We start from the raw sequence: 21,720 nt of genomic DNA, 5'->3' as shown, positions 1-21,720 counted from the left end.
AACAGTTTCGTTCGATTGACTCACGTTCGATCGAGTGACGTACACCTCGCACGAGCTCGGGAACGGGGGTTGGCACATGGCACGCACACGGCTCACGCCCGAACGCGAGAGCGAGCTGTACGCGGCTGTGCTCGACCTGCTCCGCGAGGTCGGCTACGACGCCCTGACCATGGACGCCGTCGCCGCGCGCACCCGTTCCAGCAAGGCCACCCTCTACCGCCAGTGGGGGAGCAAGCCCGAGCTCGTCGTCACGGCTCTGCGGCACAACAAGCCCGTTTCCCTCGGCGAAGTCGACACCGGCTCGCTGCGCGGTGACTTCTACGCCGTCCTGAGCCGTACCGATGACTGCCAGATGGAGAAGGACGCCGCGCTGATGCGGGGTCTGAGCCATGCCGTCCACGACAACCCCGATCTCCTCCAGGCCCTGCGCGCACTGCTGGTCGAGCCGGAGCTCTCCGGTCTCGAAGTGCTGCTGAACCGAGCCCTGGACCGGGGTGAGCTGCGTCCGGACAACCCGGCGCTGAAGTACGTACCGCACATGCTGATCGGCGCTTTCACCGCTCGGCAACTGATCGAGGACCGCGCTGTGGACCACGCCTTCCTCACCGACTACGTCGATTCCGTGATTCTCCCCGCTCTCGGAGTCTGACAGCCGTCCCCACGGCACCCGCACGGCCCTCTCCCCAAGCCCCACCTGACACGCCGCTCTCGTCGTCGGGCTGGTTCCTCACGCCTTATTCCACTCAACGACCTGACCGGGAGTACGCCCCCGTGGCCACATTCCTCTACAAACTCGGACGGCTCGCCTTCCGGCGCCGCCGCTATGTCGCCCTGATCTGGGTGGCACTGCTGGCGCTCGCCGGATTCGGCGCGGCCTCCGCGTCCACCGCCACCTCCAGCTCCTTCTCGATCCCGGGCACGGAGGCCCAGAAGGCCTTCGACCTGCTGGAACAGCGATTCCCCGCGGCCAGCGCCGACGGCGCGACCGCGCGCATCGTCTTCAAGGCCCCCGAGAACGAGAAGATGACGGACCCGGCCAACAAGGCCGACGTCAAGAAGATCACCGCGCAGCTGAAGTCCGGCTCGGACCAGGTGGCCTCGGTCGTCGACCCGTACACCGGGGACGCCGTCTCCAAGAACGGCTCGACCGCCTACGTCTCGGTGACGTACAAGGTCAACTCGATGGAGCTGACCGACGACACCAGGGACGCCCTGGAGGACGCGGGCGAGGCGGCGCAGAAGACCGGGATGACCGTGGAGATCGGCGGTGACGCGCTCCAGGTGATGCCGGAGACCGGGGCCACCGAGGTCATCGGTATCGCGCTGGCCGCGGTGGTGCTCGTCATCACCTTCGGCTCGCTCATCGCGGCGGGGCTGCCACTGCTCACCGCGCTGATCGGTGTCGGCATCGGCGTCTCGACGATCACCGCGCTGGCCAACGTGCTGGACCTCGGCTCCACCACCTCGACCCTCGCGATGATGATCGGCCTCGCGGTCGGCATCGACTACGCGCTGTTCATCGTCTCCCGCTACCGCGCCGAACTGGCCGAGGGCCGGGAACGCGAGGAAGCCGCCGGACGGGCGGTCGGCACGGCCGGTTCCGCGGTCGTCTTCGCCGGGCTCACCGTGGTCATCGCCCTGGTCGGCCTGGCCGTCGTCAACATCCCGATGCTGTCGAAGATGGGCTTCGCCGCGGCCGGCACGGTCGCCATCGCCGTCCTCATCGCGCTCACCCTCGTCCCGGCGATGATGGGCTTCGCGGGCAAGCGGGTCATGGGGCGCAAGGCGCGCAAGGCCGCCGAGGCCGAGAACAGGCCCGAGGCCAAGCCGAACATGGGCACCCGCTGGGCACGGTTCGTGCTGCGCAAGCCCGTGTGGGTGCTGCTCGTCGGCGTCCTCGGCCTGGGCGCTATCGCGATCCCGGCCGCCTCGCTGGAGATGGGCCTGCCCGACGACGGCTCCCAGCCCACCAGCACCACCCAGCGCCGCGCCTACGACCTGCTCTCCGACGGCTTCGGCCCCGGCTTCAACGGGCCGCTGATGGTCGTCGTCGACACCGAGAACAGCTCGGACGGCAAGGCCGCCGCCAAGCGGGTCGGTGACGAGATCTCCGACATGAAGGGTGTCGTCGCCGTCACCCCGGCCAACTTCAACAAGGCCGGCGACGCGGCGATGATCACTGTCGTCCCGAAGGACCGCCCCAGCTCGGTCGAGACCGAGAACGTGGTCCACGCGATCCGCGACGCGGGCACGCAGATCAAGTCCGAGACCGGGGCCCAGGTCCTGGTCACCGGCGCCACCGCGATGAACATCGACTTCTCGCAGAAGATGAACGACGCGCTGCTGCCGTACCTGGCACTCGTCGTCGGCCTCGCCTTCCTGCTGCTGATGGTGGTCTTCCGGTCGGTCCTGGTACCGCTGAAGGCGGCGCTCGGCTTCCTGCTCTCGGTCGTCGCGGCCCTGGGCGCGGTCGTCGCGGTCTTCCAGTGGGGCTGGCTCGGCTCGCTCTTCGGGGTCGAGCAGACCGGTCCGATCATGTCGATGATGCCGATCTTCATGGTGGGTGTCGTCTTCGGTCTCGCGATGGACTACGAGGTCTTCCTCGTGACCCGGATGCGGGAGGCGTACGTCCACGGCGAGAAGCCCGGCCAGGCGATCGTCACCGGCTTCAAGCACGGTGCCCGGGTGGTCACGGCCGCGGCCGTGATCATGATGGCCGTCTTCTCCGGATTCATCGGCTCCAGCGAGCAGATGATCAAGATGATCGGCTTCTCCCTGGCCATCGCCGTCTTCTTCGACGCGTTCGTCGTCCGGATGGCCATCGTGCCCGCGGTCCTCGCCCTGCTCGGCAAGCGGGCCTGGTGGCTGCCGCGCTGGCTGGACCGCGTGCTGCCCAACGTCGACGTGGAGGGTGAGGGGCTGCGCAAGGAGCTCGGCGCCTCCGCCGACGACGGCGCCGGTCCCGACCACGGCGGTGAGCGCGAGCTGACCCGCGTCTGAGCCTCTCCTGGAGAGCCGCTGACCTCCGGAGCCGCGTCTGAGCGGAGCGCGGCCCCGGAAGCGCCGGTTACCTGTGGGGACGGGGGACCGGAGCGACGAGAGCCCCCGTGCACCTGGTGTGCACGGGGGCTCTCGGCATGCCACGGGTCGGGCGGGGGCGTCGTGGGACGCCCCTTCCCGCCGGGCTTTCGGCGGGTCCGGGGGCGCCGGTGCGGCCGGGACGGCGCCGAGTACGGTACGTCGCGTGAGCACGTACTCCGTGGCCTCGACGAACTTCAGGCGGTTCTGGTTCGGGCAGACGCTCTCCCAGTTCGGGACGCGCGTCGGCACGCTCGCACTGTCCGTCACGGCTGTCGAGCTCCTGCACGCCGGCAGCCGGGAGGTGGGCGTGCTCGGCGCCGCGTCCACCGTCTGCTACCTCCTGATCGGCCTGCCCGCGGGCGTGTGGGTGGACCGGATGTTCAAGCGCCGGACGATGATGTGGGCCGCGCTCGCCCGCGCCCTGGCCGTACTCGTCATCCCCGTCCTGTGGTTCACGGGCGACCTGGGGATGGGGGCGCTGTACGCGGTCGCGCTGGTCGTCGGCGTGGTCACGGTCTTCTTCGACGTCGGCTACCAGTCCTACGTCCCCGTCCTCGTACCCGAGCAGGACATCGCCCCGGCCAACGCGCGCCTGGAATCGACGGCCCAGGTGTCCACCCTGGCCGGCCCCGCGCTGGCGGGGCTGCTCATGCGGGTCGTGAGCGCGCCCGTCGTCCTGCTCGTGGACGCCTTCGCCTACCTCGCCGGCTACCTGTGCCTGGCGGTGACCGAGGACGGCGAGCAGAGGTCCGACCTGGCTCCCCGGACCAGGGGGCGGCTGGGGGCGGACATCGCGGAAGGGCTGCGCTTCGTCCGGGACCAGCCGGTGATCCGGCGGCTCGCGGTCTCCATGGGTGTGTCCAACCTCTTCGCCACGATGGTGGCCACCCTGGTCCCCGTCCTGGTCATGCGCACGATCGGCTTCGACGCGTTCATGCTCGGGCTGATCATGAGCTGCGGCGCCGTCGGCGGAGTGCTGGGAGCGGTGCTCGCCCCCCGGGCCCGGCGGCGGTTCGGGCCCGGCGCGATCATGTCGGCGGGCCTGCTCACCGCCGCGTTCTTCACCTCGGCCAGCCCCCTCGCGGCCCTGGCCGGCGAATCCGACAGGGTCCTGGCCGGAGCCGTCCTGCTGGTCGGGGAGTTCGGGCTCACGGTCGGGGCGCTGCTCTACAACGTGACCCAGGTCAGCCTGCGGCAGCAGCTCTGCCCCAGGAACCTGCTCGGCCGGATGAACGCCTCCATCCGCTTCGTCGTGTGGGGCAGCATGCCGCTCGCGGCGCTCGCGGCGGGCTGGCTGGGCACGGCGATCGGCGTCGTCCCCACGCTGTGGATCGGTGTGGCCGGAGGCGTCGCCACCGTCCTGCCCATCCTCACGATCGACAGGGTCGTCGCGGCCGCCGGGGAGCGCCCCGGCGGCGTGGTGGTTCCGTGAGCGCTTGAGCCCGCTCCCGGCGCGGGTCAGGCGGGGGCGGCCTCGGGCCTGGCCCCGGGGGCCTCGGCGGCCCTGGCCTCGGTGTGGGTGCGCCGCAGGAAGCGGATCAGGGGGGCGCTGTCGAACTGGACCACCTCGACGCCGGTTGCCGAATGGAGCTCGACGACCAGCTGGGCCCGGCCGCACGGCCAGACCCGGTAGCTGTCGTGCTCGACCGGGGAGCGCAGCCCGCGCTCCAGCAGTTCGCGCTCGACGGCCCACTCCGTGCCGCCGGCGAAGGCGACCCGGATCGTATGCGGATCGTCGGCGGTGTCGTAACGCAGCTCGACCGGGACCACGGGCAGGTCGCGGGCGTCGGTGACGAGCCGGGCTCGGGCATGTTCTTTGATCACGGGGGACATGGGCCGGCTCCTCCTGTGCATACGCCTTTTTTGTACGTCTTCGTCCTCCAATGTCCCATATTTTACGAAAAGAGCACTGTGAGAACCCTGGGCAGTTGTGACGGCAACGCTCTTGCGAACGGTTCGCAACAGCGCTCTATTATTGAGAGGTTCATGACCCCGCGCAGCAACGCAGTAACGCAGGAAGCGGAGCCTCCCCCATGCATGTACCCGACGGATTCATCAACGCCCCCGTCTCCGCCGTAGCCGGAGTCGTGGCCGCCGGTGCCGTGGCCGTCAGCCTGAAGGGGGCCCGCCGGGAGCTGGACGAGAAGACCGCGCCGCTGGCCGGGCTGGTCGCCGCGTTCATCTTCGCCGTGCAGATGCTGAACTTCCCGGTGGCCGCCGGTACCAGCGGCCACCTGCTGGGCGGGGCGCTGGCCGCCATCCTGGTCGGGCCGTACACCGGAATCCTCTGTATCTCCGTCGTCCTGCTGATGCAGGGCATCCTGTTCGCCGACGGCGGGCTCACCGCGCTCGGCGTGAACATCCTCGACATGGGCATCGTTACCACCGTCGTCGCCTACGCCCTCTTCCGCGGCCTGACCGGCCTGCTGCCGCGCACCCGCCGCTCCATGACCGCCGCCTCCTTCGTCGCCGCGCTCGTCTCCGTACCGGCCGCGGCCTGCGCCTTCACGCTGATGTACTGGATCGGCGGCACCACCGACATCCCGATCGGCAAGGTCTTCACCGCGATGGTCGGCGTCCACGTCCTGATCGGCATCGGCGAGGCCGTGATCACCGCGCTGACCGTCGGCGCCGTCATCGCCGTACGCCCCGACCTCGTCCACGGCGCCCGCGGACTCACCGCCCCGCTCAAGCTCCGCGTCGACGGCGAACTCGTCGACGCACCCGCCCGCGAGCCCGTCGCCGCCGCGCCCGCCGCCCGCTCCAACCGGGGCCTGTGGGCCACCGGCCTGGTCACCGCGCTGGTCCTGGCCGGCTTCGTCTCCTTCTACGCCTCCGCCAACCCCGACGGCCTGGAGAAGGTCGCCACCGACAAGGGCATCGACAAGAAGGCCGAGGACCACGCCTCGAAGGACTCCCCGCTCGCGGACTACGGCGTCAAGGACATCTCCGACGCCCGGATCTCCGGCGGACTGGCCGGAGTGATCGGCGTCGGCGCCACCCTCGTCGTCGGCAGCGGCGCGTTCTACGTCGTCACCCGCCGCCGTCGCAAGGGCGACGAGCCCGAGGTCGTCACGAGCACGGACGCGAAGGTCTGATGGGCGCGGGGCACGCCCACAAGCTCTACCGGCACGGGCACTCGCCGGTCCACGACCTGCCGCCGCACTGCAAGCTGGCCGCAGTCTTCTGCTTCGTCGTGGTCGTCGTCACCACCCCGCGCGAGGCGGTGTGGGCCTTCGGGCTGTACGCGCTGCTCATCGCGGGCGTCACGGTGCTGGCCCGCGTACCGGCCGGCTTCCTCCTCAAGCGGCTGCTGATCGAGGTGCCGTTCGTCGCGTTCGCGGTGCTCATGCCGTTCGTGGTGCCCGGCGAGCAGACCCACGTGCTCGGCCTCTCCGTCAGCGTCCCCGGCCTCTGGGGCGCCTGGAACGTGCTCGCCAAGGGCACCCTCGGCGTCGCCGCCTCCGTACTCCTCGCCTCCACCACCGAACTGCGCTCGCTGCTCCTCGGCCTGCAACGCCTCAGGCTGCCGCCGCTGCTCGTCCAGATCGCCTCCTTCATGATCCGGTACGGCGATGTGATCACCGACGAGATGCGCCGGATGTCCATCGCCCGCCGCTCGCGCGGCTTCGAGGCGCGCGGGGTGCGGCAGTGGGGCGTGCTGGCCAAATCGGCGGGCGCGCTGTTCATCCGGTCCTACGAGCGCGGGGAGCGCGTCCACCTCGCGATGGTCAGCCGCGGCTACACCGGCACCATGCCGGTCATCGACGAGGTGACCGCCTCGCGCACCCAGTGGGCGTACGCCTCGGCACTCCCCCTGCTCGCCCTCGTCGTGTGTCTGCTGGGATGGACCGTATGAGCCAAACCCCCGCCGCCCCGTCGCCGCCCCCCTCCCTGGAGGTCAGCGGCCTCGCCTACGCCTACCCGGACGGCCACCAGGCGCTCTTCGGCGTCGACCTGACCGTCGCCCGTGGCGAGCGCGTCGCCCTGCTCGGCCCGAACGGCGCCGGCAAGACCACCCTCGTCCTGCACCTCAACGGCATCCTCGACGCGGGCGCCGGCAGTGTCCGGGTCGCCGGGCTGCCGGTCGAGAAGCGCAACCTGGCCGAGATCCGGCGCCGCGTCGGCATCGTCTTCCAGGACCCCGACGACCAGCTCTTCATGCCCACCGTCCGCGAGGACGTCGCCTTCGGACCCGCGTCCGGCGGACTGCGCGGCGCCGAACTGGAGGAGCGGGTCACCGACGCGCTCAAGCAGGTCGGCATGGAGGAGTTCCTCAACCGGCCGCCGCACCACCTCTCCTTCGGTCAGCGCCGCCGCGTCGCCGTCGCCACGGTCCTCGCGATGCGGCCGGAGATCCTCGTCCTGGACGAGCCCTCCTCCAACCTGGACCCGGCCTCCCGCCGCGAACTGGCCGACATCCTGCGCTCCTTGGACGTGACCGTGCTGATGGTCACGCACGATCTGCCGTACGCCCTGGAGCTGTGCGGCCGGGCCGTCATCCTCAGCGAGGGCGTCATCGCCGCCGACGACCGCACCCAGGACCTCCTCTGCGACGAGGAACTGATGCGCGCGCACCGGCTGGAGCTCCCCTTCGGGTTCGACCCGCGCTCCGTGACGGTGAACATCGGGTAACCCGCCCCTCCTGCGACCTGCGACGCAATGCACCATGGGGGGATGAGCGGGAGCGCGGGAACAGGCGTGGACGTACGGGGCGCCGTGGTGCCCGGATTCGAACCGGTCCGGGATGCTTTCATCCGTAACTTCGAACAGCGCGGCGACCGCGGGGCAGCGGTCACCGTCTACCGGCACGGGTACAAGGTCGTCGACCTGTGGGCCGGGACCAGGGATGTCGACGGCGCCGAACCGTGGGCCGTGGACACCGTGCAGGTCGTCCGGTCGGCGGGCAAGGGCATCGCCGCCGCCGTCCCGCTGCTGCTGCACCAGCGCGGCCAGATCGATCTGCACGCCCCCGTCGGCACCTACTGGCCGGAGTTCAAGGCCAACGGCAAGGAGCGCGTACTCGTGCGCGACCTCCTCGCCCACCGGGCCGGCATCCCCGCCCTGGACCGGCCGCTGAGCCCCGAGGAGGCGGCCGACGGGGTGAGCGGGCCGCTCGCGGTCGCCGCCCAGCGCCCCCAGTGGGAGCCCGGCACCGAGCACGGCTACCACGCGCAGACCTACAGCTGGCTCGTCGGCGAACTGGTGCGACGCGTCACCGGGCGCACCGTGGGCCGCTGGGTCGCCGAGGAGATCGCCCGCCCGCTCGGTCTGGACTTCTGGTTCGGCCTCCCCGCGGACGAGGCCCACCGGGTCGGCCGGATCGGCCCCGTCGAGGCACCCGCGGGCGAGGGCACGGGCGCGCTGCGGATGCGCCCCAAGCGCTCGGTCGTCGACGCCTATCGTGACCCGGACTCGCTGACCCGCCGGGCGTTCGGCGCCATCGACCCGTTCCCCGACGAGAACGAGCCCGGCTACCGGGCCGCCGAACTCCCCGCCTCCAACGGCATCGCCACCGCCCGGGGCCTGGCCCGCTGCTACGCCGCGATGATCGGCCCGGTCGACGGCCACCGGCTGTTCGCCCCCGCCACGCTGACCCTGGCCCGCACCGAGGAGTCCGCCGGCCCGGACCGGGTGCTGGTCGTCAACACCCGTTTCGGGCTCGGCTACATGCTGCACGGACCGGCCTCCCCGCTGCTTGCCCCGGGCTCCTTCGGCCACCCGGGCCGGGGCGGTTCGCTCGGCTTCGCGGACCCCGAATCGGGCATCGCGCTGGGCTATGTGACGAACGGTCTGCAGAAAGGAGTCACCGCCGACCCCCGTGCCCAGGCCCTGGTCCGGGCAGTACGGTCGGCGCTATGACTTCTGCCACGCTCACGCGATTCGACGGATACGGCGTCCTCATCACCGGTGCGGGCCAGGGCATCGGCGCCGCCACGGCCCGCCGCCTCGCGGCCGAGGGCGCCCGGGTCCTGGTCACCGACCTCGACCCGGAGCGGGCCGCGCGGGTGGCCGCGGACATCGTCGCGGTGGGCGGCCGGGCCGAGTCGCTGGCCTGCGACGTGACGGACCGGGCGGCGGTCGAGGCGGCGGTGGCGCACGCGGTCGCGGAGTTCGGCGCGCTCGACGTGCTGGTGAACAACGCCTACTCGTGCGCCCCCGACCAGGCGCTGTTCGAGGACGAGCCGGACGACGTCTGGGAGCGGGACCTCGACGTCACCCTCAGCGGCGCCTACCGGTGCGCGCGGGCCGCGATGGCGCACCTCGCGGCGTCCGGCCGGGGCGCGATAGTCAGCATCGGCTCGGTCAACGGGGTCCAGGACTTCGGCAACCACGCCTACAGCGCCGCCAAGGCGGGCCTGACGAGCCTCACCCGGACCCTCGCCGGCCACGCAGGACCGCGCGGGGTGCGGGTCAACCTCGTCACGCCCGGCACGATCCGCACCGACGCCTGGTCCGGCCGCGAGGACGAGCTGGCCCGGGTCAGCGGCCTCTACCCGCTCGGCCGGGTCGGTGAGCCCGAGGACATCGCCGCCGCGGTCGCCTTCCTCGCCTCCCGCGACGCCGCGTGGGTCACGGGCACGACGCTGTGCGTGGACGGCGGGCTGACCGCGGTGAACACGGGCTTCCGGCAGGCCCTCGCGAAGGACTGAGGCCCCGCCCCGGTTCAGCGGTCGGTCGCGGCGTCGTACACGCCCACGATCCGTTCCAGGAAGGCCGCCACGACGGCCTGTTCGTCCGGCGAGAGCTCCGCGGCGGCCTCGCTGACGCCCTCGATGACCGGCGCCACATGCTCGTACGCCGTGGCGCCCCAGTGCTCGGCCGGGGTCACGATCACCTTGCGGCGGTCGGTGGGGTGCGGCTCACGGGTGGCGTGGCCGCCCGCGACGAGCCGGTCGATCACCAGGGTGGTCGCCGCCGTCGAGGCGTCCAGCCTGCGGGCGAGATCGGTGGGCGTCGTCGGCCCGACGTTGACGAGATGGTCCATCACGGCCAGACCCGCCGGGTCCACCCGCAGCCGCCGCCCCAGATAACGCTCGAACCGCTGCTGCCGGAGCGTCAGGTTCCGAAGCTGCTCGCGGATGGCGCCACCGCTCGTCGCGGGTTCGGTGGCAGGCCGTTTGACATCCATGCGGCTCAGGATACTCTCGATATTGCTAAGAATATTGGTAGTCAATGATCTGAGGTAAAATGAGCGCGACGGAGCCGATCGCCGCACCGGGTGCCGCCCCAGCCGCGGCGGAGCCCTACCGCTGGCGCTGGCTGATCCTGGCCGTGATGCTCGTCGCGGAGATCATGGACCTGCTGGACGCGTCCATCGTCAACGTGGCGGGACCCGAGCTGGAGAAGTCGCTCGGGGCGGGTCCGGTCGGCCTCCAGTGGGTGATCGGCGGCTACGCGCTCACCCTGGGCGCCGGGCTGATCCTCGGCGGCAGGCTGGGCGACCGCTACGGGCGCCGCCCGATGTTCCTGCTGGGCCTCGCCGCCTTCACCCTCACCTCGCTGCTCTGCGCGTGCGCGCCGAGCAGCGAATCGCTGATCGTCTTCCGGCTGCTCCAGGGCACTGCGGGCGCGATGCTCCTGCCGCAGGGCCTCGGACTGCTGCGGGAGAACTTCTCCGGTGCCGAACTCACCAAGGTCTTCGGCATCTTCGGCCCCGTGCTGGGCCTCGGAGGCATCGTCGGCCCGGTCCTGGGCGGCGGACTGATCCAGGGCGACTTCCTGGGCCTGGGCTGGCGGCTGGTCTTCCTGGTCAACCTGCCCATCGGCATCGTGGCCCTGATCGTCGCCGCGAAGGCCGTACCGAAGAAGCCGGGCGACCGCACGGTGATCGTCGACGGCGTGGGGGCGGCGCTGGTGGCCCTGTCCTGCGCGCTGCTGGTCCTGCCGCTGAACCAGGGCCAGGAGTCCGGCTGGCCGCTGTGGACCTGGCTGTGCTTGGCCGCGTCCGCCCTCGGCTTCGCCGCCTTCGCGCTCCAGCAGCGCCGTACCGCGGCACGGGGGCGGCAGCCGCTGGTGACGCCCGCGCTGCTGCGCAAGCCCGCGTTCACCGTGGGGCTCGGCGGGATCGCGCTGTTCTTCGGCGGACTCGTCGGCAGTCAGCTCGTGCTGACCCTCTACCTCCAGATCGGGCAGCACTTCACCGCGGGCGAGGCCGGTCTCGGCAATCTTCCGCTCGCCGTGGGCACCGCGATCGGCGGCGCGGTCAGCGGCGCGTTCCTCGCCGAGCGGATCGGCCGGATGGTCCTCCAGATCGGCCCGCTGGTGCAGCTCGCGGGCGCCGGACTGCTCTGGTACGAGCTCGGCGCGACCGGCTCGTTCTCCGTCTGGGACATCGCGCCCGGCGTGGCCGTCTCCGGTATCGGCGCGGGCATGGTGATCGCCGCGCTGTTCAGCTTCATCCTCGCCGCAGTGGACGACAGCGAGATCGGCTCGGCCTCCGGGGTGCTCACGGCGGTGCAGTCCATCGGCGGCTCGATCGGGGTGGCCGTCTTCGGCTCGGTGTTCTTCGACCGGGCCACGGCCGGTGAGTTCACCGCCGGATACCGCCACGCGCTGATCGCCCAGGCCTGTCTGCTGGTGGCCTTCCTGGGCATCACCCTGCTGCTGCCGAAGAAGGCCCGGCCGGAGGGCGACGAGTTCGCGGACGCGGACGAGAGGGCCACGGTGTGACGGGGGACGGCGGGGCCTGACGCACACGGCACCGGCTCTCCCGGGGGCAGTCCCGGGAGGGCCGGTGCGCGGGGGTACCCGTCCCCTCAGGCGGGTACCCGCAGGCGCCGCTCGCGCCGGACCTCCGTCTCGTCCCGGGAGGCTCCGCGGGAGGAGAACAGCCGGTCGGCGGCCAGCGGGCCCGGTCCGGAGAAGACGATCAGCAGCAGGGTCCAGCAGAAGAAGACCGCGGCCTCGCCGCCGTTCTCCATCGGGAGCAGGCCCCGCTGCTGGTGCACGTCGAAGTACGCGAACGCCATGGAGCCGGAGCCCACCAGAGCGGCCGTCCTCGTACCGAGGCCGAGGAGCACCAGGGCGCCCCCGGCCAGCTGGATGACAGCCGCGTACCAGCCCGGCCAGGTGCCCGCAGGCACCTGCGCACCGCCCAGGAGCCCGAACAGCGAGGCGATCCCGTGGCAGGTGAACAGCAACCCGATGACGATGCGGAACAGGCTGAGCGCGTAGGGCTGTGCCCGCCCCAGGTTATTGATCATCATGAGGGCCGTTCTCCTGTCAGCTGTAGACGCCGAACTCGTAGAGCGAGTAGCCGTAGCCGGAGCCACGCGCCGTACCGTTGATCCGCACGTAGCGGCCCGTGCCGTTGACGTCGATGTCGTCGATGTCGCCGTTGCCGTCGGTCACCGACTTCACCGTCGTCCAGCTCTGACCGTCCTCGGACGTCTGGATGTCGTAGGCCTTGCCGTACGCGGGGTCCCAGGCGAGCTGCACGTGCTTGAAGGCCGTCGAGGCGCCCAGGTCGACCTGGACCCACTGCGGGTCGCTCCAGTCACTGGCCCAGCGGGTGTCGAACTTGCCGTCCACCGCGTTGGCCGCCGTGCACGGGCAGCCGCCGGTCGGGTCGGTCTGGAACGAGGACGCCGTGGCGGTCTTGCCCTGGGACACGTTCGTCCCGTCCACCTTCGGCGGGATCACCTTGAGGGACGCGGTCTCGATGCCCTCGTTGCCCTTGCCGTCCGTGGACTTCACGTAGACCTTGTAGACGCCCGTCTTGGTGGGCGCCTTCGCGGTCAGGGTGCCGTCGCCGTTGTCCTTGGTCTCGGCCGGGACGAGCGCCTTGTTCTGGTCGATGTAGTTGCTGCTGAACAGCACCTGGGAGGTGACCGCGTCGCCGTCCGGGTCGGACACCTTGGCGCTGATCCTCACATCGCCCCCGGTGGGGACGCCCTCGGTGGCGTTGTCCACCTTCATGTCGGTGATGACCGGCGGGGTGTTGTCGCCCGAGGTGTCCGCGCCGTACGCCTTCTTCACGGCGTAGTACGAGAGCCTCTTCTGGCCGCCCGGCAGCAGGTTGAACCAGACGCCGCCGAAGTCGTCCTCGGTGCCGTAGTGGAACATCGTGGCGCCGAGCGCCACCCCGGTGTGGCCGGTGATGCAGCCCCACGCCTTGGTGTAGCCCTCGGCCTTGGCGACATCGGTCGGCTCGGTCGGCACGCCGTTCGCGTCGTCGTCGACCTCCCACTCACCGGCCGGGCCCGTCTCGGTGACGATGTAGGGCTTGTCGTAACCGCCCTGCTCCCAGTCGGACTTGATGTTGCACACCGCGTTGTAGGCGTTGACCGCGTACAGGTCGAGGTCCGGCGCGTTCTTCTTGTAGTACGGCCAGGCGCCCGTCCAGGCGTCGGTCGAGGTGACCGGGTGGTTGGGGTCCACCGTGTGGATCTTCTTCGCGACGTCGTTCACGAAGGTGGTGTACGCGTTGCGCTGGGCCTCCAGCTCGTCACCGCTGTAGCAGTTCTGAAGGCCAAGCGTCGACTCGTTGCCGACGTTCCACATCAGCACGCCGGGGTTGTCCTTGTAGGTGTCCACCCACTTGGGGAACTCCGCGAGCATGTCGTTCTTGTACTGGGTGTCCGTCAGGTAGTTGACGCAGCCACCACTGCCCGGCCCGCCGCCCGGCTGGAGCCAGAATCCGGCGATCACCTTGACGCCGTTGGCGGCCGCCGTGTCGAAGAGCGGCTTGCTGGTGGCGTCGGTGCCCCAGGTGCGGATCGTGTTGACGCCCATGGACGCCACGTCCGGCATGTACTTCTCGGCGTCGGCGACGGATGGGCCCCAGGTCAGGCCCTTGACTGTGTACGGCGAACCGTCGACGGTCAGCTGCCAGGCACCCTGCGAACCGGTGACCTTGACGACGCTGCCGGCCGCCTGGGCGGCGGGTGCCTGGAGGGCGACCATCGCGCCGGCCAGCATGGCCGCCGCCGCGAAGGGGGCTACGAGGCGCTTGGCCGTACGAGTGGGGGGGTGGTGCATGTGACTCTCCTTGAGGGTGGGGAAGGAGGCGGGTGGCGAAATGAGGCAAGTGGGGGGCGGGGTAAGTGGGGAAAGTGGCAGGTGGGGAGGCAGATGGGGGAGGAGTGACCCCGGGTGATCTTGGAGAGCGCTCTCCGAGATGGGCCGAAAAAAGACCCCCCACCCGGGGTTCGGCCGAGCGGTCGCCTGACCGTCCGGCCCTGCCGGCTACGGGAGTTCGTAGTCCCCGTTGAGCACGGCGCCCTTCTCGGGGTGGTTCTCGTCGTAGCCGTGCGGGTCGCACTGGAGCCCGCCCTTGACGCAGTGGGTGACCATCGCGTCGAGCGTGGCGGTGTCCCACCCGTTCATGAAGTCGTAGTGGAACGAGAAGCCCTTGCCGCTGGCCAGTTTCACCTGCGACATGTCGCCGTTGACCGGCCAGGCCATCTTGAACTCGATCATGGGCAGGGCGACGGGGTGGTCGGCCGGGCACGAGTTGTAGTTGGCGCCTCCGGCGACCGGGTACGCCATGTGGCTCTTGTGGTCGGGCGTGTCCAGGTGGATGCCGTCCCAGCAACTCGGCGACTGTAGGCGCAGGTTGAGGTAGGTGTCCCGGCTGGTCGGGCAGGCGGCCGGGAAGTCGTAGTTCTTGAAGCTCTCACCGCACTCCCAGCCCTCGACGGTGCCCTTGAGGTTCTTGAACTCGTCCTGGGACTGCATCGGGCTACCGACGACGTACCGCAGTCCCTTCGGGAAGGGGCGCACGCTCCGGTAGTCGGTGACTCCGGCCTTGTAGTAGATCGTCTGGACGCCCTCGGGGAGGATCTTCGTGTCCCCGTTGAAGAGGCTCGGCATCCAGTACGCGGACTTGTCGCCGGGCGCCAGGCAGGTCGTGTCGCCGGTCTCCAGCGAGGCGGCGGTGGTGTAGGCGTCGGTCGTGGTGTTGCCCATGAACGTGTGGTCGTGGGACTTGCCGGGCTGGCCCGGGTACACGATCGGGTCGTCCGGGGCCGTGTGGGTCGGGGCGCACTTGGCCTGGAACTCGTGGAAGTACGCCGGGGGCGGGACCTCCATCGAGGGGGTGACGCCGGTGACCGGCGGGTCGGCCATGATGTAGCCGTCCCCGTCCGGGTCGTCGCCCGAAGCCTTGGTGGAGGCGGCCATGCCGGGCATCCCCGGCATGGAGTACGCGGCGTGCCCGGCATGCGTGCCCGCCGCCGCGACCGGCTTTTCGGTGGACGCGTTCGCTGTCGCGGCGATCCCGGCGACCCCTGCCGTGGTGAGGGTCAGCGAGGTGAACAAGAGCAGTCCGGTGAGTGTTCTCGACCTCCGTGGCATGGAGACCTCCTGCTGCGTGGGTGGGGGTGCATGAAGGTGGGAGAGCGCTCTCCCATTCCGGAGTGTTCCGCTCCTGACAAGAGCGTGTCAATAGTTGGTGAACGACCGCCGCCCTGCCGGGAGTTGCCTGGGCGGGGCTAGTTACTGGCGGTAACAGGCTGTGGCCTGGGCCGGATCGCGGATCGGCCGGTCCGCGGGGCCGGGCGCCGGACTTCACCTGCATGACAGACGGGTTCCGGGGTGGTGTCCGGCCGGTGGTTCGTGAGGTCGGATGACGCATTTCACCGGCCGGCACCCTCGCCGTGCGCCGGCATCTGCCCGGTTGCGTACGCTGCCGGGATGACGGCCGAACCACGCGTGTGCGAAACCGGACTGCGGCAGCGACTGCTGCGGCCGGCTGATGACCAACCGCAAGGGGAGACCGGCAACGTCCGGCGCCGGACCGGACGGCGGACCCCGCGTTCGGCGGGGTTCCCGCTCGCGATGCCGGCGGCGCGATGAGCATCGACGTACGCCCCTTCGGGCCCTTCGACCTGCCCGGCATGTACCGGGTGTGCCTGCGCACCGGTGACTCCGGCCGGGACGCGACCGGGCTCTACGGCGACCCGGACCTGCTCCCGCACGTCTACGCGGGCCCCTACCCGGCCGCCGACCCCGGCCTCACCTTCGTCGCCGCCGACGAACAGGGGGTGCTCGGCTACGTCGTGGCGACCGCCGACACCCACGCCTTCGACGGCTGGCTGGAGGAGCACTGGTGGCCGCCGCTGCGCCATCGCTATCCGCACCGGCCGGCCGCCGGCCCCGGCGACGGGACGCGGGACCGGAGTTGCGTGGAGCGCATCCACCGCCCCGGACCGCCGGAGCCGGAGGCGCTGTACGAGCGCTACCCGGCCCACCTCCACATCGACATCCTGCCGCGCGGCCAGGGCGCGGGGCTCGGCCGCCGGCTGATGGACGCGCTGCTGACTGCCCTGCGCGAGCGCGGGGTGCGCGGACTGCACCTGGGCGTCGGCAGCGGCAACCCGGGGGCGCACGCGTTCTACCTCCGGATGGGGTTCACGGAGGCGGACCGGCAGGGGTGGGGATCGGTGATGGTGATGGACTTGACGCGGGGCACCGCCGAAGGGCCTTAGGGCAGGGCCCTGTTCCTCCCGCTCTGCCCTCAACTCGTGTGCAGCATCAGCCCGATGCCGACCACCACCAGCCCGGCCGCCGCGACGCGCGGGGCGCCGAACCGCTCCTTGAAGAACACCGTGCCGATGGCCGCGCCGACAATGATCTATGTCAAGTCTTGCTCATGCTGTAATAACTTGCCTGATCAGGACGCTGCGGGCGGTACTGGCGTGGCATGCCCCGTGAGTGTCGCTCCTGTCGGATAGTGGCAGGCTGCCCAGGGCTGGGCGAGTGCCCGCCCGCCTGCTTTTGGCCGGCTGGCACGACTGAACATATGTGCCGTGGATTCAGCGTGGCCCGGATGGTAAGTCGCTCCCGAGCGCAGGGCTGCCGCGTTACGCAGCCAAGCCCCGGCCGAGATGGACCGGGGCTTGGCGCCTCCCTCCGTGCCAGCATCAACCGGCGAAGGGGCCTTCTTCGTCGATGCCAGTCAGGAACGTGCGCCAGGCGTGTTCGCCGAGCACGATGACGGGACCAGCAATGTTCTTGCTGTCCCGGACGGGAACAGCTCCGCCCCCCACGGTCGCGATCTCCACGCATGATGATTGGGCGTTGCTGTAGCTGGACTTGACCCAAGAGGCTTCGGTCAGATCAACCCTGTTCATAGCTCCCTGCCACTTCAGAGATCAGGCTCTGAGATGCCTGATCGTCGATTGCCTTGTTCCAGATATCCACAAAGGCGGCGTCGTAGCTTGCCACCTCGGTTGGTTTGTCCAGGTAGAGATCGCCGGTGTAACCGTCCGCGTAGACGGTGTCTGGCTCACTCGCGCTTCCGTCTCGGTTGGTGGGAAACCTCAGAACCTGGAACGGTCCTGCCATGACTCCCAGGTGAAGCCCGGCGCTGAAGGGAACCACCCGCACCGTGACGTTCGGCAAGCTGCCGACATCCAACAGATGGCGCAGCTGCTCCGCCATCACTTTGTTACCGCCTACGCATCGGCGCAGCACGGCTTCGTTTACAACGACCTTGAGCCGGACTGGTGCAGTCGTGCGAGTCAGCAGAACCTGCCGTGCACTGCGGAGATCCACCCTGCGATCCACCTCAGCGGCATCCTCGTCAGGATTCCCTGTCCGGATGATGGTCCGCGCATAGTCCTCGGTTTGCAGCAGCCCTGGGATCAACTCGCTTTCGTACCAGTCGACTTCCGAGGCAGCCTCCTCCAAACCGATGAACAGGTCGAAACCCTCGGGGATTGCGTCGCCATATGCGTGCCACCAGCCGCGCGCCTTGGTCTCTTTGGCCAGCCCCATCAGGGCCTCGGCGAAGTCGGGTGCGGCGCCGTACACGTTGCACATGGCCTCGACGTCGTGGCTGCGAAGAGACGTTTGCCCCGTCTCGATCCTCCACATCTTGGCTTCGGACCATTCCAGAGCGCGGGCCGCCGCCTTCACGGTGAGATGGGCGCTGCCCCGAAGTTCTCGCAGGTACCTGCCCAGCTGCCTTCGCGGCACCGTCGATCCTGTAGGGCCGTCGACCACGATTTCACCCTCCTCTTGCTCAGCAGACCTCATCGTGAAGTCTTCCATACGCCCGAAATGAAAGCACTGAATCGATCACTTCGCAATGAAGTCCGTCTGTTCGAATCATTCAAATCGAAGTTCATCAAAATGAAGTCTTGCAGAATGATGGACTTGCTGTGCATTCTTGAGGTGCCGGTCCTCAAGGACTCACAGGGATGACGGTCGATGGATCGTGCACGCCTGTGGTCCGCGTGACGGCATCAGAAACCCCCGCGACCGATGAAGCGGTCCGGGGGCATGGCCAACGCTTTGAAGGAGCGTCGACATGCATAATCTTATCGCCCGGTTCATCGAACCGGTGTTCCTGCTTCTGGGCTTACGCCGACGGGAGTCGTCAGTTCAGGGGGCCGCCCTTCGGGCCGACTTCCCGCTCGTCGCGATCGGCCCCCGCCGCCTGCTGGTGCACCGATCCGCCCTCCCGGCCGGCGTGACTCCACGTCCCCCGAACGGCCCGTATTCCCAAGCTGCGTACGATCGTTGGGAGCGCGCGGAGCGCCGGTTTCAGGCGGCAATGGCAGCGCGCGCCGTGACTGGCGATGCCCGGTATCAACCGGAGCCCGCACCTCGTCTGCGAGGCAATGGCGCAGAGACGGATTCCGAGCAGTGGGATGGCCCGGACTTCCCTGCCTATCGGTCGCCCCTGACCTATCCGCCGTGCGCGTGTGGCGCGGCTGTGTGCCCGGACCGTCCCAAGCATCCCGCTCGTGCCCCGGAACGTGAGACATGCCTTCCCTCGGGGCCTGACAGCCCTGTGCTCCAGGATCTTCGGGCTCGCATCCGTGACGAGAACGACCGGCGGCGCATGTTCGGGGGGTTGAGGTGAGCGCTCCGCAGCCGCGAGTTCTGCGTGCGGCGTCCGGTCGACTCAACTCGCGACCGCTACCCACTCCCGTCCGCACCGCTGAAGCCCCACGCCGGAAGCAGTCGTTCGCTCCGGTGGGCCTGAGGCCGGGGCAGGTGGTGTTCGAGCGCGTCAAGGGGATGCCCTGCATGGTGATCAGTTCGACTGGCACCCGGGTGCGCGTCGTGCGGCCTGGGGGGCGGCCGTGGGAAACGGAACTGCGGTGCCTCCTGCCCGGCACCGCCTACCACTGCCGACAGCTCGACGCGCTGGCCCGGCACGTCGCCTATCAGCGGCGCGGAGAAGAACGCCCTTGCTGACTACGGCTGTTGGCTGAAGAGCTCAGCTCGTGGCCCCGCCCGTCGTGGAGTGTGACGCGGTGGGCGGGGCCACCCCTCAAGCTTCCCGTTCGGCTTCGCCGGACGGGTCAGTGAATGCGGTGCACCACTCAGCGGAGAGGAACGCAGCATGACCACGTTCATCGAACGGCCCACCCGAGAGCCGGTTGGCAGTATCCAGTCCCTGGAGCTGGAGATCACCGGGAAATGTCAGCTGTCCTGTACGCACTGCCTGTCCGAGTCCAGTCCGCAGGCAACGCACGGCGCGATGACCCTCGACGACTGGCGGTCGGTCATCTTCGATGCCGCCGCTCTGGGCATTCGTACGATTCAGGTCATCGGCGGAGAACCGACCGTTCATCCGCACTGGCGGGCTCTCACCGAGTACGCGCTCTCACTCGGCCGTGACGTGGAGGTGTACAGCAACCTGTACATGGTTCACGACCAGTGGTGGGAGCTGTTCACGCGCCCGGCGGTCACGCTCGGGACCAGCTACTACAGCGACGATCTCGCCGAGCACGACAAGATCACTGGCCGGAGCGGAAGCTACGTTCGGACCCGTCGCAACATCCATGAGGCCCTGAGGCGGGGTGTGCCGATCCGGGCAGGAATCGTGGAAGTCCTGCCGGGGCAACGTGTCAACGCGGCTCGTGCCGAGCTGCAATCCATGGGTGTCACCCGGATCACCATGGACAGGGCGCGGGCGGTCGGACGGGCGCTGCTGCCGGGGCAGTCACCGACGCTTGACGAGATGTGCGGGAGGTGCACGCGCGGGCGGGCTGCCGTCCTTCCGGACGGCGAGCTTGCAGGGTGTGTGCTCGCGCGGGACTTCCCCGTCGGGAACGTACGCGAGACCCGGTTAGGGGAACTGCTCGGTGGAGAGGCTTGGGCAGACCTCGCGGCCCGGATTCCGTTGCCTGCCCGGAATGCCTGCCCGCCGGATGACAGCGGCGATTGCAGCCCGGCGACCACGACCGCCTGTGCACCGAAGTACTGAGAGGCTGGGCAGCATGGACTGGCACGGACCTGCGGGGCGACTCGCGGACAAGGTGGCGGACCCCGATTCGCGGTGGCTGGCGACGGTGGCGGGCGTGCCCCGTCATCAACTGGTTCCCCGGTGGTGGGAGAGGGACGCGGCGGGCTCGGACTGGGTGCTGCGTGACGGTTTCAGCGACCCTGAAGGGTGGATGCGGGCGGCCTACTCGGACCGGTCGCTGGTCACCAAGGTTGGCACCCTGTACGCGGACCACGCTCAGGTCGGGGATCGGGCGGATGGTCGCCCCACGTCGTCGGCCACGATGCCGAGTCTCGTTGTGCGCATGCTCCGCCACGGGCGTTTGGGAGACGGGCTGTCGGTCCTGGACCTGGGGACCGGGAGTGGTGGGCTCACCGCCTACGCGGCTCGGCGCATCGGGGACCAGCACGTGACCAGCCTGGATGTGGACTCCCACCTGACCGGTGCGGCCGGAGAACGACTGGCCCCGCTCGGCATCCACCCCCGCTTCGTCACCGCCGACGCGACGAAGGAGGTACCTGGCGCGTACGAACGGATCGTCTCGACCGTTGGACTCCCTGCCGGCCCGGGACTGCGGCCGGTGCTGGCCGCGCTCGTACCGGGCGGTCGCATCGCTACGACGCTCGGGCGAACCTGCCTGATCGTCACCGGTTGGAAGCATGCCAACGGGGAGGTGGTGGGGCGAGTCGAAGATGACATGGCGGGCTTCATGGTCACCCGCTCCGGGGACGACTACCCGCCGGAGCGCGCCGAACTGTTCGCCGCCGCGCGGAGTGCGGAAGGGGCAGACGTCAGTACGGGTCGCTATCCGGTGGTCGACGTAGCGAACGCGTGGGAGCTGCGATCCATGTTGGAGCTCACCGCGCCCGGTGTGGAAGTCGCCTACGAAGAACTCGACGACCGGACTCGCACTGCCTGCCTCGTCCATCCCGACGGATCGTGGGCGCGCGCGTCCGCCAAGTGGGTCGATCCGCCGGAAGTCCATCAGAGCGGGCCACAGAAGCTGTGGACCGCCTTGGAACGTATCCGCAACCGCCTCAACGTCGAGGGCTCGTTGCCTCTGCGCGGCGCGCGAGTGCGCATCTCACCGGACGGGGTGTGCCACTTCTCGCGTGGCGGATGGAGCGCATCCCTCGGACATGACGGGTAATTCTGGGCTCCTCGTCGGCAGCTGATCAGCCACTTGGTGCCCGCCTGCCTGCCTGCTTCTGGCCGGCGGGCACCCACCTGCTGTTCGGCGGCAGCGTTTCGCGGTTCGAGGAGGCCCGGCCTTGATACGCAATGACCCCTCGGCCTGGGCAACCAGCCGTCCCGGACGCGGTCTCGGCCCTTGGCGCGTCCTCGGATCAGTGCAACTGCATGCACACTTCGGCCTTGAGGTGCTCCTTCGTCACCCGTCCTTGGGTTCCGGCCCGCAGGCCGTTGGAGCTGTCGTAGCTCAAGTTGACCCT

19 protein-coding genes are annotated in these 21,720 nt (G+C 69.8%); 12 read left to right on the top strand and 7 right to left on the bottom strand.

All coding sequences use genetic code 11. The annotated features are described in order from the left end of the window. The first annotated feature begins 76 nt into the window (after positions 1-76). From ACGFU6_RS18855 to ACGFU6_RS18845, 3 genes are all read left to right on the top strand, one after another. Positions 77-649 carry a TetR/AcrR family transcriptional regulator gene (locus tag ACGFU6_RS18855; RefSeq protein WP_123525528.1) on the top strand — a complete coding sequence of 191 codons (573 nt, stop codon included), beginning with the start codon at positions 77-79 and terminating at the stop codon, positions 647-649. Between the two features lie 122 nt (positions 650-771). Beyond that, positions 772-3,000 (top strand): MMPL family transporter, encoded by a 2,229-nt coding sequence (locus ACGFU6_RS18850; RefSeq protein ID WP_393612104.1) that lies wholly within the window; start codon positions 772-774, stop codon positions 2,998-3,000. A 244-nt stretch (positions 3,001-3,244) separates the two neighbouring features. Then, on the top strand, positions 3,245-4,513 hold the full coding sequence (locus tag ACGFU6_RS18845) for an MFS transporter (protein WP_393612102.1): 1,269 nt from the start codon (positions 3,245-3,247) through the stop codon (positions 4,511-4,513). A gap of 26 nt (positions 4,514-4,539) precedes the next feature. On the opposite strand, the gene ACGFU6_RS18840 is transcribed toward ACGFU6_RS18845, so the two are convergent. Then, positions 4,540-4,914, bottom strand: coding sequence for an SsgA family sporulation/cell division regulator (locus tag ACGFU6_RS18840; protein ID WP_393612100.1), 375 nt, complete (start codon positions 4,912-4,914; stop codon positions 4,540-4,542). Positions 4,915-5,114: 200 nt separating this feature from the next. Here ACGFU6_RS18840 and ACGFU6_RS18835 point away from each other — a divergent pair, with 200 nt between their 5' ends. The 5 genes from ACGFU6_RS18835 (at position 5,115) to ACGFU6_RS18815 (ending at position 9,734) form a co-directional block, all read left to right on the top strand. After that, positions 5,115-6,179, top strand: a complete 1,065-nt coding sequence (locus tag ACGFU6_RS18835; RefSeq protein WP_393612098.1) for an energy-coupling factor ABC transporter permease — start codon at positions 5,115-5,117, stop codon at positions 6,177-6,179. Next, positions 6,179-6,940 carry a cobalt ECF transporter T component CbiQ gene (gene cbiQ / locus ACGFU6_RS18830; protein WP_393612097.1) on the top strand — a complete coding sequence of 254 codons (762 nt, stop codon included), beginning with the start codon at positions 6,179-6,181 and terminating at the stop codon, positions 6,938-6,940. The genes ACGFU6_RS18835 and cbiQ overlap by 1 nt, the downstream gene beginning before the upstream one ends. After that, positions 6,937-7,716, top strand: a complete 780-nt coding sequence (locus ACGFU6_RS18825) for an energy-coupling factor ABC transporter ATP-binding protein (RefSeq protein WP_393612095.1) — start codon at positions 6,937-6,939, stop codon at positions 7,714-7,716. The genes cbiQ and ACGFU6_RS18825 overlap by 4 nt, the downstream gene beginning before the upstream one ends. Positions 7,717-7,782: 66 nt before the next feature. Further along, positions 7,783-8,943: a serine hydrolase domain-containing protein gene (locus ACGFU6_RS18820; protein ID WP_393612280.1), complete on the top strand. Its 1,161-nt coding sequence runs from the start codon at positions 7,783-7,785 to the stop codon at positions 8,941-8,943. Continuing rightward, entirely contained in the window at positions 8,940-9,734 is a 795-nt protein-coding gene (locus ACGFU6_RS18815) for an SDR family NAD(P)-dependent oxidoreductase (protein ID WP_393612093.1), read from the top strand. The genes ACGFU6_RS18820 and ACGFU6_RS18815 overlap by 4 nt, the downstream gene beginning before the upstream one ends. A gap of 14 nt (positions 9,735-9,748) precedes the next feature. Here ACGFU6_RS18815 and ACGFU6_RS18810 read toward each other — a convergent pair whose 3' ends face one another. Further along, positions 9,749-10,213, bottom strand: coding sequence for a MarR family winged helix-turn-helix transcriptional regulator (locus ACGFU6_RS18810; protein WP_393612092.1), 465 nt, complete (start codon positions 10,211-10,213; stop codon positions 9,749-9,751). A gap of 59 nt (positions 10,214-10,272) precedes the next feature. Between ACGFU6_RS18810 and ACGFU6_RS18805 the strand changes: the two genes are divergently transcribed. Then, the gene (locus ACGFU6_RS18805; RefSeq protein ID WP_393612090.1) at positions 10,273-11,754 is read left to right on the top strand and encodes an MFS transporter; all 1,482 of its coding nucleotides are present in this window, start codon (positions 10,273-10,275) and stop codon (positions 11,752-11,754) included. 86 nt (positions 11,755-11,840) lie between these two features. On the opposite strand, the gene ACGFU6_RS18800 is transcribed toward ACGFU6_RS18805, so the two are convergent. The 3 genes from ACGFU6_RS18800 to ACGFU6_RS18790 form a co-directional block, all read right to left on the bottom strand. Further along, positions 11,841-12,287, bottom strand: a complete 447-nt coding sequence (locus tag ACGFU6_RS18800) for a DoxX family protein (RefSeq protein ID WP_393612279.1) — start codon at positions 12,285-12,287, stop codon at positions 11,841-11,843. Between the two features lie 19 nt (positions 12,288-12,306). Next, positions 12,307-14,064 carry a discoidin domain-containing protein gene (locus ACGFU6_RS18795; RefSeq protein WP_393612088.1) on the bottom strand — a complete coding sequence of 586 codons (1,758 nt, stop codon included), beginning with the start codon at positions 14,062-14,064 and terminating at the stop codon, positions 12,307-12,309. A 207-nt stretch (positions 14,065-14,271) separates the two neighbouring features. After that, entirely contained in the window at positions 14,272-15,381 is a 1,110-nt protein-coding gene (locus tag ACGFU6_RS18790) for a DUF1996 domain-containing protein (protein WP_393612087.1), read from the bottom strand. Positions 15,382-15,878: 497 nt separating this feature from the next. On the opposite strand from ACGFU6_RS18790, the gene ACGFU6_RS18785 reads away from it, so the two are divergent. After that, positions 15,879-16,514: a GNAT family N-acetyltransferase gene (locus ACGFU6_RS18785; protein ID WP_393612085.1), complete on the top strand. Its 636-nt coding sequence runs from the start codon at positions 15,879-15,881 to the stop codon at positions 16,512-16,514. A 435-nt stretch (positions 16,515-16,949) separates the two neighbouring features. Here the strand turns inward: ACGFU6_RS18785 and ACGFU6_RS18780 are convergent, their stop codons facing one another. Continuing rightward, on the bottom strand, positions 16,950-17,159 hold the full coding sequence (locus ACGFU6_RS18780) for a DUF397 domain-containing protein (protein WP_393612083.1): 210 nt from the start codon (positions 17,157-17,159) through the stop codon (positions 16,950-16,952). Continuing rightward, positions 17,146-18,033: a helix-turn-helix domain-containing protein gene (locus ACGFU6_RS18775; protein WP_393612278.1), complete on the bottom strand. Its 888-nt coding sequence runs from the start codon at positions 18,031-18,033 to the stop codon at positions 17,146-17,148. The genes ACGFU6_RS18780 and ACGFU6_RS18775 overlap by 14 nt, the downstream gene beginning before the upstream one ends. 1,351 nt (positions 18,034-19,384) lie before the next feature. Between ACGFU6_RS18775 and ACGFU6_RS18770 the strand changes: the two genes are divergently transcribed. Both ACGFU6_RS18770 and ACGFU6_RS18765 read left to right on the top strand, forming a co-directional pair. After that, the gene (locus tag ACGFU6_RS18770) at positions 19,385-20,251 is read left to right on the top strand and encodes a radical SAM protein (protein WP_393612081.1); all 867 of its coding nucleotides are present in this window, start codon (positions 19,385-19,387) and stop codon (positions 20,249-20,251) included. A 13-nt stretch (positions 20,252-20,264) separates the two neighbouring features. After that, positions 20,265-21,419: a methyltransferase domain-containing protein gene (locus ACGFU6_RS18765; protein WP_393612079.1), complete on the top strand. Its 1,155-nt coding sequence runs from the start codon at positions 20,265-20,267 to the stop codon at positions 21,417-21,419. Positions 21,420-21,720: the final 301 nt, after the last annotated feature.

It is taken from the genome of Streptomyces sp. NPDC048462 (genome assembly GCF_043200175.1).
GTDB lineage: Bacteria > Actinomycetota > Actinomycetes > Streptomycetales > Streptomycetaceae > Streptomyces.
The sequence above is the reverse complement of the archived record's forward strand: the minus strand, read 5'-3'. Positions and strand labels throughout refer to the sequence as shown.

Bases quoted from the DNA above. Each gene is read 5' to 3' on its own strand.
- ACGFU6_RS18855 (WP_123525528.1), top strand. From the start codon at position 77: ATGGCACGCACACGGCTCACGCCCGAACGCGAGAGCGAGCTGTACGCG.
- ACGFU6_RS18840 (WP_393612100.1), bottom strand. From the start codon at position 4,914: ATGTCCCCCGTGATCAAAGAACATGCCCGAGCCCGGCTCGTCACCGAC.
- ACGFU6_RS18835 (WP_393612098.1), top strand. From the start codon at position 5,115: ATGCATGTACCCGACGGATTCATCAACGCCCCCGTCTCCGCCGTAGCC.
- cbiQ (WP_393612097.1), top strand. From the start codon at position 6,179: ATGGGCGCGGGGCACGCCCACAAGCTCTACCGGCACGGGCACTCGCCG.
- ACGFU6_RS18825 (WP_393612095.1), top strand. From the start codon at position 6,937: ATGAGCCAAACCCCCGCCGCCCCGTCGCCGCCCCCCTCCCTGGAGGTC.
- ACGFU6_RS18815 (WP_393612093.1), top strand. From the start codon at position 8,940: ATGACTTCTGCCACGCTCACGCGATTCGACGGATACGGCGTCCTCATC.
- ACGFU6_RS18810 (WP_393612092.1), bottom strand. From the start codon at position 10,213: ATGGATGTCAAACGGCCTGCCACCGAACCCGCGACGAGCGGTGGCGCC.
- ACGFU6_RS18805 (WP_393612090.1), top strand. From the start codon at position 10,273: ATGAGCGCGACGGAGCCGATCGCCGCACCGGGTGCCGCCCCAGCCGCG.
- ACGFU6_RS18800 (WP_393612279.1), bottom strand. From the start codon at position 12,287: ATGATCAATAACCTGGGGCGGGCACAGCCCTACGCGCTCAGCCTGTTC.
- ACGFU6_RS18795 (WP_393612088.1), bottom strand. From the start codon at position 14,064: ATGCACCACCCCCCCACTCGTACGGCCAAGCGCCTCGTAGCCCCCTTC.
- ACGFU6_RS18790 (WP_393612087.1), bottom strand. From the start codon at position 15,381: ATGCCACGGAGGTCGAGAACACTCACCGGACTGCTCTTGTTCACCTCG.
- ACGFU6_RS18785 (WP_393612085.1), top strand. From the start codon at position 15,879: ATGAGCATCGACGTACGCCCCTTCGGGCCCTTCGACCTGCCCGGCATG.
- ACGFU6_RS18780 (WP_393612083.1), bottom strand. From the start codon at position 17,159: ATGAACAGGGTTGATCTGACCGAAGCCTCTTGGGTCAAGTCCAGCTAC.
- ACGFU6_RS18770 (WP_393612081.1), top strand. From the start codon at position 19,385: ATGACCACGTTCATCGAACGGCCCACCCGAGAGCCGGTTGGCAGTATC.
- ACGFU6_RS18765 (WP_393612079.1), top strand. From the start codon at position 20,265: ATGGACTGGCACGGACCTGCGGGGCGACTCGCGGACAAGGTGGCGGAC.